12 protein-coding genes are annotated in these 13,552 nt (G+C 44.4%); 2 read left to right on the top strand and 10 right to left on the bottom strand.

What is annotated here, in order from left to right; all coding sequences use genetic code 11:
- Positions 1–159: 159 nt before the first annotated feature.
- From NK987_RS03560 to NK987_RS03520, 9 genes are all read right to left on the bottom strand, one after another.
- Complete coding sequence (locus NK987_RS03560) at positions 160–606, bottom strand: molybdenum cofactor biosynthesis protein MoaE (RefSeq protein WP_259262737.1); 447 nt, start codon at positions 604–606, stop codon at positions 160–162.
- Between the two features lie 4 nt (positions 607–610).
- Positions 611–1,699 (bottom strand): HesA/MoeB/ThiF family protein, encoded by a 1,089-nt coding sequence (locus NK987_RS03555; RefSeq protein ID WP_259262736.1) that lies wholly within the window; start codon positions 1,697–1,699, stop codon positions 611–613.
- 12 nt (positions 1,700–1,711) lie between these two features.
- Entirely contained in the window at positions 1,712–1,954 is a 243-nt protein-coding gene (locus NK987_RS03550) for a MoaD/ThiS family protein (RefSeq protein ID WP_259262735.1), read from the bottom strand.
- Positions 1,955–1,994: 40 nt separating this feature from the next.
- The gene (locus NK987_RS03545) at positions 1,995–2,738 is read right to left on the bottom strand and encodes a sulfite exporter TauE/SafE family protein (protein WP_259262734.1); all 744 of its coding nucleotides are present in this window, start codon (positions 2,736–2,738) and stop codon (positions 1,995–1,997) included.
- 3 nt (positions 2,739–2,741) lie between these two features.
- Positions 2,742–3,923, bottom strand: a complete 1,182-nt coding sequence (locus NK987_RS03540; RefSeq protein WP_259262733.1) for a molybdopterin molybdotransferase MoeA — start codon at positions 3,921–3,923, stop codon at positions 2,742–2,744.
- Positions 3,924–3,932: 9 nt separating this feature from the next.
- A complete protein-coding gene (gene moaA / locus NK987_RS03535) occupies positions 3,933–4,919 on the bottom strand; it encodes a GTP 3',8-cyclase MoaA (RefSeq protein WP_259262732.1) in 987 nt (328 codons plus the stop codon).
- Between the two features lie 421 nt (positions 4,920–5,340).
- Positions 5,341–7,308, bottom strand: coding sequence for a c-type cytochrome (locus tag NK987_RS03530; protein WP_259262731.1), 1,968 nt, complete (start codon positions 7,306–7,308; stop codon positions 5,341–5,343).
- A gap of 18 nt (positions 7,309–7,326) precedes the next feature.
- Positions 7,327–9,138 carry a 3-keto-alpha-glucoside-1,2-lyase-like domain-containing protein gene (locus NK987_RS03525; RefSeq protein ID WP_259262730.1) on the bottom strand — a complete coding sequence of 604 codons (1,812 nt, stop codon included), beginning with the start codon at positions 9,136–9,138 and terminating at the stop codon, positions 7,327–7,329.
- Positions 9,139–9,398: 260 nt separating this feature from the next.
- Positions 9,399–9,905 carry a CIA30 family protein gene (locus NK987_RS03520; protein WP_259262729.1) on the bottom strand — a complete coding sequence of 169 codons (507 nt, stop codon included), beginning with the start codon at positions 9,903–9,905 and terminating at the stop codon, positions 9,399–9,401.
- Between the two features lie 173 nt (positions 9,906–10,078).
- Between NK987_RS03520 and NK987_RS03515 the strand changes: the two genes are divergently transcribed.
- Positions 10,079–10,540 carry a YehS family protein gene (locus tag NK987_RS03515; RefSeq protein WP_259262728.1) on the top strand — a complete coding sequence of 154 codons (462 nt, stop codon included), beginning with the start codon at positions 10,079–10,081 and terminating at the stop codon, positions 10,538–10,540.
- A 587-nt stretch (positions 10,541–11,127) separates the two neighbouring features.
- On the top strand, positions 11,128–12,795 hold the full coding sequence (locus tag NK987_RS03510) for a T9SS type A sorting domain-containing protein (RefSeq protein ID WP_259262727.1): 1,668 nt from the start codon (positions 11,128–11,130) through the stop codon (positions 12,793–12,795).
- 248 nt (positions 12,796–13,043) lie between these two features.
- Here the strand turns inward: NK987_RS03510 and NK987_RS03505 are convergent, their stop codons facing one another.
- A complete protein-coding gene (locus NK987_RS03505; protein ID WP_258421739.1) occupies positions 13,044–13,514 on the bottom strand; it encodes a hypothetical protein in 471 nt (156 codons plus the stop codon).
- Positions 13,515–13,552: the final 38 nt, after the last annotated feature.

Genomic DNA, 13,552 nt, shown 5'->3' with positions numbered 1-13,552 from the left:
GCCTAAGCATCAAAAATTACAACACGAAGCACACAAGCCTTCAACCATTACAATTCGACTGGTTTCAGGTAATGGTTTGGAAATCAGTTAATCAAATAATCAAATAACCAATTTCAACAACCCGACAACCATTACAACCACTACAACCATTATAACCCTTCAAACATTCTCCTTCCAGACCGAGCTGTCGTTGTCTATCAGTTCTTTTCCCCAGACAGGGACTTCTTTTTTGATCCGTTCCACCAATTCTTCACAGGCATCGATTGCTGCTTTGCGGTGCTTGGAAGAGGTGAATACAAAGAGGCAGATTTCACCGACTTTCACCTCTCCGAGACTGTGGTAGATATGCATACAGCTCAAAGGGTATTTGGCAAATATAGCTTCCCTGATCTCAAAGGCCTTTTCCAACGCCATATCTTCATAGGCTGTATACTCAATCGCAGTGACTTTTCCACTTTCTTTTTCATCGGCCCTTACCTGACCGAGAAAGATGCTGTGTCCGCCGATATCTGTTTTGGAACTGTGGTTGGCGATAGACTTGGCGATGGATTCTGGGGAAATAGGTCCCTGAACAAAGATGTTTTTTGGGCTTCTTTTGGTTTCCATGTACTTATTTATAAATCGGTGAATCAGGGGCTTCTATGCCACCTGATATTGAATGAATCTTTTTTCCCGGAAAATATTTCTCCAACATTTTGACTGCTTTCAAACTTCGGACTCCGCTTTGACAAAACAACAGAATCAATTCCGAATTGATCCACTCTTGGTGCTTTTCATCCAGTAAATCCAAAGGAACTGATTGGTATTGATATCCTTTCAGCTTTGGAATTTCATCAGCTTCTCTGACATCGATCAAAGTCCCGTTTTTAGATTTGCCCAATAAAGTAAATGCTTCTTCCCAATCAATAGAGTCACCATCTCCACAAACTACGGCATAATCTGTTGCCTCCAAAGCTTCCATCGAGGAAGGAATCCCCTTCTTTGAATCCGGATTTTTGCTAAGCTCCATTGTGTAGGATTGATGGCTGAGAAGGTTGTAAAACAGCATTTTGCCGACCAAAGTATCTCCGTAACCGGTGATGAATTTAATGGCTTCAGCAGCTTGTAGTGTGCCGATGATACCAGGTAAAACACCCAAAACTCCTGTTTCGTAGCAATTTGGGATCTCATAAGCTGTTGGAGGATCAGGGAAAATATCCCGGTAATTGATGCTCCCTTGTCCTTTGCCATTCAAAATAGCGACCTGCCCCTCATTTTGATACACGGCTCCAAATACCAATGGTTTATCCATCAGCACACAGGCATCATTGACCAAATATCTCGTGGGGAAATTGTCGGAACCATCAATGACGAGGTCAAATTGGGAAAGGATGGCCCTGATATTATCTGTACTGATGAATTCCGGGATGCATTTGATTTTAATGTCAGAATATTTTGACTTGAGAAAGTGGGCGGATGTTTCCGCTTTGTTCAACCCAAGGTCACCTTCTCCAAATAGCACTTGTCTGTTGAGGTTGGACATGGAGACCAAATCTCCATCAATGATGCCAATCTTCCCGACTCCGGCTGCGGCAAGGTAGAGTAGGGCGGGGCAGCCCAAACCTCCTGCGCCGATCACCAAGACTTTGGCCTGCAACAGTTTTTCCTGTGCTGCTTTTCCAAATCCCGGTAAGATGTGTTGTCTTTCGAAGCGGTCCATATCATCTTTTTATTAACCTCCGGAAAAAGGAGGGAGGAGTGCAACTTCTGCACCGACAGGAATGGCTGTCTTTCCGACTGCCATTTTTTTATTGATTGCAATGCTAAACTTGGTATGCTGAAGGTCGGGGTATTGTTGGTAGAGATAGCCTAACAGGACTTCTGTGTCCGGCATGTATTCCAATTCCAATTGATTGATTTTGATTTTTTCGGCAATCATTCCGAATGCAACCACACGGATACTTGTAAGTGTCATAGGTTCTAATTTACATATTAGAATTGGAATAATTAGATTTTCAGCCCGGCCAGATCAACTTTACCGCTGCAATGAACAATACTACGGTAAGGAGGTATTTGATCATGACGGGATTGAATTTTTTTGCACCAAGGTAAGCGCCTAATGCTCCTCCTGCAATGGTCAGCGGCATAACGATCCAAAGTTGTCGGTCGATCTCCACCTGAAAACCATCTGCTCCAAGGAACCCCGATACAGAGTTGAAAAAGATGAACAGCGCTGAAACGGCGGCGGTTTCTTTCATATTGGTCCAACCCAGCATCAGCAAGATAGGAGAAAGAATGATTCCGCCTCCTATGCCTATCAAACCGGAAAAGAAGCCAATAACCAAACCCAAGACTGGTCCCATCCACCACTGCCTTTCCGTGGCAGGACGGTCAGATACTGGAAAAACATTCAAGAATCTTAGGATGGGGAAAAACAACAATACCCCCAAAATCCTTTTGTACAAAACAGTATCCACCAATATACTTCCACCAAAATAAGCAGCGGGTATTGAGAAAATGACCAATGAGATAAACAGGGAAGTCGGGAAAGTGCTTGCCTTCCGAAAAGAAAGAAAAGCCATCAGCGAGACAAACATATTCATGATCAGCGCTGTGGGACGGATTTGTTCAGGTGCAAAATTCAACAAAGCCAACACCATCAGGTAGCTGCTTGCACCACCATGACCCACGGAGGCATACAAAAAAGCCACGATGGGAAGTATGAGGTAAAGTATAAGTTCATTCAATCCTTCTGTCATACTTTACCATTCATAGATATTGACCTTGGTACCTTTCTCCAAAAACTGCACTTCCTCTCCGACTTCAGAGATGCAGTTGGCGGAACCATACGAGATCAGGTTAAAGGATTCCTGACCGGGCAGGATGATCACTTTTTCGTTTTCAAGCTTTGCTTTGAGGAAAAAAGTGAGGCCTTTAGTTTTTTCAAAATTATCAGCCAAGGGATAGGTACCGCTTGGTTTCCAAATATCTGTTTTTCCCATCCATGCCTCAATGCAGGGTTTGACATATTGGTTGAAGCAGGTAAGGGTAGAAGCGGGATTTCCCGGCAAAGCAAAAATCCATTGGTTTTTCCGCTGCCCTACAAAAAGCGGTTTACCGGGCTTTTGCTTCACTTTATAGAAAAGTTCCTGCACTCCAGCTTGGCGCAATCCTTCTTTGACATAATCATATTCACCCACCGAAATACCTCCCGATAGGATCAGGATGTCATATTTCCCTAAATAGTCATTGATTTTTTCCTGCAGTTTTTCAGGTTCATCGATGGCTTTGCCGATTTGAATAGCATGGATTCCAAGCTGATGGAGGTAAGATTCGAGGATGGGTCCATTGGCGTTGTAGATTTTTCCAAACGCCAAAGGCTTTCCGATTTCCTCCAATTCATCACCTGTAAGGATTATCCCAATAGCAGGCGGACTGTAAACGGGGATTTTTTCCATTCCGACCGATGCCAACAAGCCTACCATTCCGGGAGTAATGGGACTACCTATTTTGGCAATGAGGTCGCCAGATTTATTTTGGGCTCCTTTTGCCCGGAAGTTGGCGCCTTTTTTGAATTTCTCAGGATCAAATACCAATTGTCCGTTTTCTGTTTTTACCCACTCCTGAGGAATAACCGTGTCTGCGCCAGAAGGTACAGGGGCCCCGGTAAAGATGCGGATGGCCTCATTTTGATCCAAAGTCAACACCTCCATATCTCCGGCTTTGCTTTTGGAGATCGGACGGAGGTTTCTTATGGGATTGCCTTCCTGCCAAAAAATGGCATAGCCATCCATGGCTGAATTGTCAAAAGAAGGAATATCTATAGGGGAGAAAATATCCTCCGCCAATACCAAACCGTTGGCAGCGCCAAGGTCAACAAAAATTCTTTTGCCGAGAATCAGGTGGTTGTTGAGGATTTTTTTTGCTTCGCTTACTGAAATCATACATAAAGGCTAACCGCCGATTTTGATCATGCTGCGGTTTTCGATTTTGTCTGCTTCGGCTTTGAGGTAGTCAGGTGAAAACTGTCCTCCGAGCATGGCATGTTTTCGGAAAATGGAAAGCCTGATCAGGGGCAAGATGTCCTCACCTTTGCGAAGCGTCCCCAATAGGTCCATTTCCTCTTTGCCAAAAAGGCAATTCTTCATCTTGCCGTCTGCCGTGACCCGCATCCTGTTACAGTCGCCGCAGAAGTGTTCACTCATCGTGGTGATAAAGGCAAAAGTCCCCTCATAACCTACCACTTTATATTTTTTGGCTGTATCATGGACCTGATCCTGCAGTTTGACGACCTCCATTTCGGCCTGCACCACCTCGAGCATCTGCTTAGCGGTGATGACTTTTTCACTTTTCCAATGGTTGCCCGAAAAAGGCATAAACTCGATGAAGCGGACGTGAAGTGGAAGTTTTTCAGTGATCCTTACAAAGTCCAAGAGTTCATCTTCAATGATTCCATTGAGAGCTACGGCGTTGACCTTGACTCGGAAACCATGCTCAAGTAACAGAAGGATGTTATCCCAAACCTGTTGGAATTGGTTTCTTTTGGTTAGTTTGAAGAATGTTTCGGGATTCAGGGTGTCAAGACTGACATTGAGGGAACGGATTCCGGCATCCTTAAAAAGCTGCAAATGCTTGTGCACCAAAACACCGTTGGTGGTCATGGTGAGTTCTACCGGTAACTTGGAAAGCCGCTGTACAATATCAGGAAACTCTTTTCTGACCAAAGGTTCGCCACCTGTCAACCTGATTTTCTTAACTCCGAGGTCCACAAAAGTCTTGGCGATCTGTTCAATCTCTAAGGTGGACATGAGTTTGGAATTGGGCAGGCACTCGATTTCCTCATTGGGCATGCAATAGGCGCAACGGAAGTTACAGCTATCGGTCAGCGATATCCGGAGGTAATTGTGGATTCTGTTATGTTGGTCAATTAGCTTTTCCAAAAGAGGAGTCTTTTTCTGTCAGATTCAAATTTGCCAAGATTTGATTAGAATAAAAAGGAGAATTATATCAAGTATCAAGAACCAAGTTTCAAGAAGTGAGAGACGAGAGACGAGAGGCGAGAACCGAGAAGCGAGAATGAAAAGTATCAAGTTTCTAGGAAGTCGCCAGTCTCAGCAGGCAGTGATCAGTCGAGATTCAATCGTCAATGCGAAGCAGATTATCAGAAAACTGAAAACCTGATAAGACGAAGCATACAACTATTACAACCACTAGAACAATTAGAACCAATCCCCTAGAGACCCTTCGACTTCGCTCAGGGACCACCCTTCGTGCTTCAGGGTGACGGACTCGAAAACCCGACAACCTGACAACGCGAAACAGAGAACCATGACAACAAATACAACCAATAGAACAATTAAATCACTTTGCTAACGAATTGATCCAAGCCGCAATCTTCAAAGCTTCCTCTCTTGGAACCTGAGGCATCGCTGCCATCGGCGTGGCATAATCCGGCCAATTCTCTGGTTTTGGGTTGTAGATCAGTTCCACGATTTTCTCATTGGAATATTTCCTTTTGGCTATTTCTGCATAAGCTGGACCAACTTGTCGCTTGGTGGCATTGTGGCAGGCGGTACAGGTATTTTTAGCAAGCAAGGCATTGATAACCTCAAGTGAAGGAACTTCATTGGCCGCTGCTACCGGTTTGGCGGCAATTGCAACAGGTGCTTTCTTTGGAGAAGCGGCGGCTTTCTTCGCTGCTTCAGCTTCCTGTTTTGCTTTCTCGGCTACGGAGTTGTACTTACTGAGTTCATCCTCTGCCAACTTTGCCCCTTCGGGAATATTGTTCAGTGTGTAATATGCCGTACCATGAACCAGCGAATGGGATTCGATACTCTCCCGGACGCCATCCAAGGATATTTTGTGGATGTGATACCTTCTCAAGCCATCGACTACAATCCTTACTTTCATGCGATCAGCCGATACCTTTACTCCCGAGATGACATTATCCTGAATATTGACAGGAGGACTTCCATAGACCGGATGGTATTTGTAGGTAAAGCTCTGAACGGCATACGAAGCCAAGTCCTCTGCTGAATTGATATTGACAGGCTTGGTAAATTCTATCTCAAAACCATCAGGCATGGCCTTGACGGTTCTCATTTCGAAAGGGATTTCATTGTTCCATACCATACGCTGCAAGCCTTCATTGGCTTCGCCTGCGGAACCCCAACCCCTGTTGGTCTCGCCCACAAAAAGCGACTTGTCCGCTCCGAAGGCAATTCTCATCACGCCGGATTGGAAGCCTGCCCTGAAGTCAATGGAAGCACCCTGATATTGACCGTTTACTTTCTCCAGCATGACACGCATGATCTTGCTCTGACCCTGATCTCCTACGAGGACCTGACCTTCGAATGGACCCAAATGTCCTTTTGGAATCTGCAATGGCTCAGAATTCGAGATGCCGTGGATGCCATGTGGCAACCAAACTGCCGGAAGCTTGATGGATGGGATTTTTTCTTTGGCCTCAAAGAGTGTGATGAATTCCTCGTCCACCACATTTTCAGGCTTGATATACCGGCCGTAAGTGTTTTTGATTTTCCTTGGATCGACTACTGCGTCAAATTGCTCAGATGTCAGCTTGAAGGGTGGTCCCGCCAATCCTGTCCAGGCCAAGCCTGCAGGGTGTCCGGTAAAATCTCCCTTTTCCAAATGCCACAAACCACCTGAAGCCATGTAATCACCCTGGTTGTCGGTGTAAAATAATTCTCCGTCTATGATGCCCAATCCTGCGGGAGAGCGCATGCCTGTGGCCCAAGGCTCCATTTTGCCATCAGGGGAGATTTTCATCACCCAACCTCTGTACGGCACGCGGCTTTCACCTCTCCACCATTCTTCATTGCCAAAGGCCACATTGCCGGAAACAAAGTAATTTCCATCGGTGCTGACTTTGGGCCCAAAGCTATATTCATGGTAATGCCCTGAGATGTCCCAAGCATAGATCGTCTCGTATTTGTCTGCGTATCCGTCTTTGTCTGTGTCGGTGACTTTGGTGAGTTCACCCCTTTGGGCACAGATCCATGAACCGTCCTGATAGGTCAATCCGAGGATTTCGTGAAGCCCTGAAGCAAATTTCCTGAAGTAAGGTCTTGGACTTGTGGGATTTTCTACGATGAAAATATCACCTCTTCTGGTAGCCACGCCAAGGTTACCATTTGGCATCAGAGCCAATCCGCCCACCTCAAGGAGCGTTCCTTCCGGACTGCTTACCTTCATGATTTTGTAATAATCCTCCTCTAATGGAGACTCCTGTGCCATGGCCGGACGGGAAAACAATCCCAAAATTCCGAGTGCCAAGACAGTAATATATGTTGAATAAATGGTCTTCATATTCTAATTGTCAATAAGTTAAAATAAGATGGCATATTGGATTTGGGAATTGAGAGAAACCAAAAGCTGCTGCTTGTCACCGCTGCTTTGGATTACTGGTTTGTTGGCTGACTTGGGGTCTACCTGGATGTAGAAGCCTTTGTCCGTTACCCAATACAATCCGTCTTTGATCAGCTTGATGTCTGCACCTTCTGCGATCGCATATTGCTTGTTGGCCGTGCCTCCGCTGGCGGAAAGTGTCCTGTCCAATCCCTTGCCGTCAGCCCTGCTGATGATAAAGTCCTTGAAGGCAATCCCCTGCATGTCATAAAGAAACTCCACACCCCCGTTTTTAGTTTGGTAACCTTGCGTATCAAAGTTTTGATTGTTAGACTGGAATTCTATTCCCTGAAGGTTCTTTTCAGGATTGCCGATGAATACGACTGCTCCGAGTGGAACGGATGCGCCGTTTCCACGATCATTCCACATAGGCGTGGCATCTAGGAAACCACCTCTCCATACCTGCAACAGGTTGCCTTTGCTCAGGTCATAAGAGTAATGTACCTGCTGCGGACTGGAAACAGACAAAGCATGCGTGATTCTTTTGCCGTCAGGCAGATCCATAAAACTCCTCAGCATTGGCACATCCTGTTGGTCGACGAGGATCGGGTCTACCATCCATTGCTGTCTTGTGGCACTTGTGGACAAAGGCATTTCGCGCAGTCCCGGCCCTGATACATAAAGGTTAAGTCCCGTGTCGGACCAGTCTTTGGTCTTGGAGACAAGTATCTGAACAGGAACTGTTCCTTTGGTCAGGGAGACATTTGCCCTTTGGTATTCTTCGCCCATCCCTGTGACTTTTTTGCCGTCGATGGTAAGCTGACCGGTACCTGAAGAAACAAGAAAATGGAATGTATATTCACCAGTTTCGGGAACGTTTAAATTTCCCATATACCGGGTCAGGTTCTGCCCTGTCGGGGTTTGGATTGGGTCTTTGATGTCTTTGATGATACCTATTGATGCCACATCAATTTTTGAAAAATCAGGTTCTTGGTTAAAGAATCCTTTGTAAGTCTCATACTTCAGGTCAGAAAGGGTAGGCGCCGGTGTATCAAATCTCGTGATTTCGATATTGCGGAAAGCCACCGCTCCATGGTCGCCTTGGATCCGCAGCGGACCTTTGGCAATGTCGTTGGGCATCAGTGAACCGCGGGTAGGACCGAAGAGTTCTAGGTTTTCGTGAATGGTCACGCCATTGAGTTGGATGTAGAGAAACTTCGCATTTTGGGTTTTCTCTCCCTGAGCATTGAACCTAGGGGCTTGGAAGGAAACTCGAAGCTGCTGCCAGATTCCCGGTGCTCGGGCTACATTCTGCCTTGGAGCATAGCCTTCATATCCTTTTTGTCCTTCGGGTTTGCTGTCATCCCATCGCTCATAGACGCCGCCCATGTCTCCGGGTTTGACGGTGGTTTTGGTCCAACTGTCTAGGATCTGAATTTCGTATTGGCCCATGAGGTATACGCCGGAGTTGGAATGGGTAGCCACCATGACCTCAAGCTCGAGGTCGATGTCTCCGAATTCCTCGATGGAGATGAGATCTTGTCCGTTGTTCTTTTTGGTGGGGAGGTTGACAATGATGGCCTCACCTTTGGAGACCTTAAGGAAGTTATCTTGGTTCGGGTCGCCCGAGACATCGCCTGCCATCTGCCAGGTGCCGTTGTTGGGTTTGAAAGCGGAGAGGTCTTTCAGCATGACGGTCTGCTGGGCAAAAAGGGCAGTATTGCCAAAAAATCCAGTCAGTAATACACAGCCTAGGAGGGCTGCGCATTTTTTGAAATAGGAATTGGTCATTTTAATGTTGTGATGGTTAGTAATGGAAGTAGTATGAAAGGGTAAATATGTCCCAAATGGGGTGTTTTTCCAAATGAATGTTTAATTACCGCAATGGACGCGGAGGTTTCGCAATGGTCGCAAAGGGTCTTTAATTTTAACACAGAGCACACAGAGGGCACAGAGAAAAAGGATTCATTTTCTCCCGCAGATATCGCAGATTTACGCAGACCGGAGCTTAAGGCGAAGAAGGGTAAACCCCTCCTGAAATGATCAGAAAATCAATAGAACTTAAGATAATCGATCCACAAATTGAAAGTACCTTCCTGCTTGTCAGCCAAAATAAACCCAATCCGCTGAATTTCTTTTAAGACCTCCGGGTCAATTCCCTTTTGGACCGTGGTACCCATTCTGCTGATTTCAAAATCCCGAAGCGGGATGGTGACGGTTTCCCAATCCTTACCTTTGGCACCAAACTTTACCCTGAATTTTGGAAGGTAAAATGGAGTGTCTTTTTCAATCAACACCTCAAACTTCCTTTGGGTATCTGATTTGAAACGGATTTCACAATACCCGTAAGACGAAAGGTCGTAGCTACCCAATGGACTGCGAAGGGAAACGAATCCGCCATTGTTTTCAAGGGAAACATTTCCTGTAAAAAGTAGTGCGTCTGTTTCCAGACTCGCTTTGGATTGGGAAAGTCCACCCATGACACCATCGTTGACGATGGACCAATTTCCGAAATCCTTTCCTACCCCAAAATCAAATAATAAAGTATCTTTTTTCATAAAGGGATTCGAATAAAAGTAAAATACCAAGAAAAAGACAAGTTGCCACATATTGTAAGAAGTGAATTTGGCAGGTTAATGTTTTAAAATGGATTGGAAAACTTCCTCCAATCCATCATCTTTACCCGTATATGAATTCTGAATTCTTAATTTTGAATTAATAATTAAAGAAAATGACCAACAACGATATCCTCCGCAGCCTGCGTTATACTTTTGATTTTGGAGATGACAAGATGATTGCGCTTTTTGGCTTGGGCGGCAAGATCGTCACAAGGGCTGAGGTGAGTAATTGGCTGAAGCGAGAGGAAGACCCTGAGTACAAGGGGATTTATGACAAGGACTTGGCGTATTTTCTAAATGGCCTGATCATTGACCGCCGTGGCAAGCGGGAAGGCGTGGAGCCGGTGGCAGAGAAGACCCTGACTAATAACATGATCTTCCAAAAGCTCAAGATTGCCTTGAATATGAAAGATGATGAGATCCTCGAGATATTAGCCAAGGTAAATGTCAATATCAGTAAGCATGAACTGAGTGCTTTTTTCCGCAAACCTACGCAAGACCAATACCGCCTGCTCAAGGATCAGATTCTGAGGAATTTTTTGAGAGGAATTCAGATGAAGTTTAGGCCGGATTGATTATTTGGTTAATGGTTAATTGGTTAATGGTTAATTGGTTAATGGTTAATTGGTTAATGGTTAATTGGTTAGGGGTTGTTTGGTTAATGGTTTATTGGTTGGGATGTTTGAATTTTGATTTACGAATTACGATTTACGAGGGGGTCTACACAAATATGGAAGATTCAGATTTTTCTTGGCGGCTTGGCAGGAGGTAAATTTTTTTAACCGCGATGGACCCGAAGGTTTCGCAAGGGACGCGATGGTTTTTCTTTCTGGGTTTTAGGTTTTTTTCTTTGTGGCCTTGCGGGAGTTTAAGGTTTGTGTCTTTGTGGGACAGGGTCTTTTAGTCAACCGAATTGGTCAATTTCTTTAAGCTTTTTGGATTCCTTCTTCTAATTTCAAGCCCCCTTTTATTGAGTTTTTTCTTCAGTAATTGTCTACTTCCATTATTTCTTAAATCAGAAATATCTTGCTGTCTATTGATATTTTATTGATATTGTATCATGAAATATAAGTAAAGTTCAATAGATACATCATTTTGTATTTGTAAATCTGAAAAAAGTATTTTGTAAGTACCTTCTTATTGCGTTAATCACCCGATTCCAATGAAAGGCTTATCTATCTCCTATATTACGCTATTACTGTTGTTCGTTTCTAGTCCTTTGCTTGGACAGACTTACACCTACAATCCTACCAAGACAGGATGTTCCAATTCCTGGACTGATGGCAATTGTTGGGACAAAGTGAACATCGTTGGCTGTTCGTTCAATTCCGGTAGCACCTATCCTCCTTTGGTTTCCTCTGCCTCTTTGCCCGGATACAATTCCATCAAAAACAATTGTACTGTAAATGTGATCATCAATGAGCACCTTACCCTTGACCCCGGATTTGATTTTGCTTTTTTGGGCCCGGCCTATAACATTACCCTTGCGGAGGGGGTCAGCCTCAATATCCCAAGGCATGTTTACCTATTGGAGCGAGGTGTATTGACTTTTCTCCATGCTTCAGGTACAGGTGCGGCCCAAATCAACATTGACGGAAATATTTACTATGAAAAGCAGGCCAATCTGAATCTGAGAGACGGGACAACCTTAGAAGTAACCAATGTCCTCAATCCATCAACTAACCAATATGAAGGGATACTTTTTCAGGTAGATCCACAAGCTACCTTAAGGATAGGCGGTACACTTTCGTTTACCAACGGAAACAGCAATAAGGTGATCGTCGAGGGAACTTTTGAAGTCATGCAGCTTAATCTCGATGCCGGAAACTCTGGGACTACGCCGACAGCAATCGCTTCAAAGAATGCCCTTGTAGTCAAAGGAAGCGGAAGTTCCAATGTATGCTCCGGAATCAATATCAAGGGAGATTCCTATCTCCTCGTGGAGGCAGGAGGAGCTTTGAACCTTGTGTCTTTGGAATTAGCTGGATCTGCTCTGTTTGACATTTACGGGACAACCCAAATCAAATCAATGACAGTATTGGGCGATTCATGGATGCGGATGTTTGCAGGATCTCAGTTTGACAATCAGAGTTTTACGAAGACGTCAGGATCTGCAAAGATTTTTAAATGTGGAACAGAAGTAGCGCTGCCTACTACTGCCGTCGGAGGCTGTACAGCGGGATATACTTTGATTTCGGCCGAGGAGGATTGGGATGAATTTACAGGGGATTGGTGTTTTCGGAAGTTACCGATCAAACTGTTGGAAGAAGAATTGTTGTATCTAGAAGAAAGCAACACTGTCAGGTTAAATTGGGTTACTACAGCAGAGTGGGAGAACAGCCATTTTGAGATAGAAAGGTCTGTAAAGGGGATCGAAGATTTTGTTCAGATCGGAATTGTCAAAGGAGCAGGTTGGTCCAATGAACAAGCCGATTATAGCTTTGAGGATAAGGATTATCCCATGACAGGAGACAAGCTCTATTACAGGATTAGACAGGTGGATGCAAATGGAAGGCATTCTTATGGAAAACTCATGACTGTCACTCCTTTAAGTCTTCACAAAAGCTTCTCGAGTTGGTACCTCTATCCCAATCCCAACAATGGGATTAAGCTTATGGTGAGATTAGGGGAAATCTTGCCCGGCAAGGAGATATCTATACGGTTTAGGATCATCAATACTTTTGGAGGTACTGAAGAATACTTTGTCTCGAGTGAAGGGGAAATGAACGAGGTGCTTTCAGGACTTGTGAGCAATTTGCCTAAAGGAATCAATATCCTTGAGGTTCAAGTGGGAGAGCGCTTTGAAATGATCAAATTCATTGTGGATTGATGTCTGATTTTTAAAAGTTCATGCCAATGTTGATTATGTTTGGTGGTATTGGATTTTCAATTTCCTCATTTTTAATGATCAATACCTATAATTGTCCTGTCACATTGCAGGGATTTCCTGTTTTTTTTGGCGAAAAAAATGTGTTTGACAAAAGATCCGAGCTCTCCTTTGAGACCAATCAGAATTGGTCTAAGGTTGATTTTGAAAGCTATTTTTTTTCCGATACTCCGGATTTATTTTAACATTGATCAGTCTGTTTTTTTAAACTCTCTCCATTCCGAAATCCATTCTTGGGAGGAAAGGTCGTGGTCATAGATGTAATTGACGATGATGGCCAAGTCCTTTTGGTCAATGGACAGGGGAGGCATCAACCTAAAGTTCCGGATGGCTCCGGGCATTTTGGATTTGTCCTGATCGGGATGCTGTACATAGGCAATAATAGGATCGACAAAATCCTCCCTCGAAATCCCTTCCCTGAAATAATGTTCTCGTACTTTGAACATCGGCGGTCCTGTTCTTGAGGCAGGTCCTCCGGTCATTTCGGGATGATGACAGGTAAAGCAATACCGGTCCATCAAGACCATGCCATCTAGGTTCTGTTTGGTATTTTGAAGAGGAATATGGATTTCTTTCTTTTTTTCCTGATTGAAATAGAAGAGAATGACGACCCACAGCAAAGCAGGCAGTAGGGAAAGTATGATTTGTTTTTTGGTAATCATAGACAGAATCATTTACATGGAAAATGGATGTCGGAGTA

Origin of the sequence: Aquiflexum gelatinilyticum (assembly GCF_024813435.1) — a bacterium.
In the GTDB taxonomy this organism is placed as follows: Bacteria; Bacteroidota; Bacteroidia; order Cytophagales; family Cyclobacteriaceae; genus Cognataquiflexum; species Cognataquiflexum gelatinilyticum.
Note: the sequence above shows the minus strand (reverse complement) of the source record. Positions and strands in the feature narration are given on the sequence as shown.

Excerpts from the sequence above, each read along its gene's own strand:
- NK987_RS03550 (WP_259262735.1), bottom strand. The coding sequence starts at position 1,954 with ATGACACTTACAAGTATCCGTGTGGTTGCATTCGGAATGATTGCCGAA.
- NK987_RS03505 (WP_258421739.1), bottom strand. The coding sequence starts at position 13,514 with ATGATTACCAAAAAACAAATCATACTTTCCCTACTGCCTGCTTTGCTG.
- NK987_RS03515 (WP_259262728.1), top strand. The coding sequence starts at position 10,079 with ATGACCAACAACGATATCCTCCGCAGCCTGCGTTATACTTTTGATTTT.
- NK987_RS03555 (WP_259262736.1), bottom strand. The coding sequence starts at position 1,699 with ATGGACCGCTTCGAAAGACAACACATCTTACCGGGATTTGGAAAAGCA.
- NK987_RS03540 (WP_259262733.1), bottom strand. The coding sequence starts at position 3,923 with ATGATTTCAGTAAGCGAAGCAAAAAAAATCCTCAACAACCACCTGATT.
- NK987_RS03545 (WP_259262734.1), bottom strand. The coding sequence starts at position 2,738 with ATGACAGAAGGATTGAATGAACTTATACTTTACCTCATACTTCCCATC.
- NK987_RS03525 (WP_259262730.1), bottom strand. The coding sequence starts at position 9,138 with ATGACCAATTCCTATTTCAAAAAATGCGCAGCCCTCCTAGGCTGTGTA.
- NK987_RS03520 (WP_259262729.1), bottom strand. The coding sequence starts at position 9,905 with ATGAAAAAAGATACTTTATTATTTGATTTTGGGGTAGGAAAGGATTTC.
- NK987_RS03560 (WP_259262737.1), bottom strand. The coding sequence starts at position 606 with ATGGAAACCAAAAGAAGCCCAAAAAACATCTTTGTTCAGGGACCTATT.
- NK987_RS03530 (WP_259262731.1), bottom strand. The coding sequence starts at position 7,308 with ATGAAGACCATTTATTCAACATATATTACTGTCTTGGCACTCGGAATT.
- NK987_RS03510 (WP_259262727.1), top strand. The coding sequence starts at position 11,128 with ATGAAAGGCTTATCTATCTCCTATATTACGCTATTACTGTTGTTCGTT.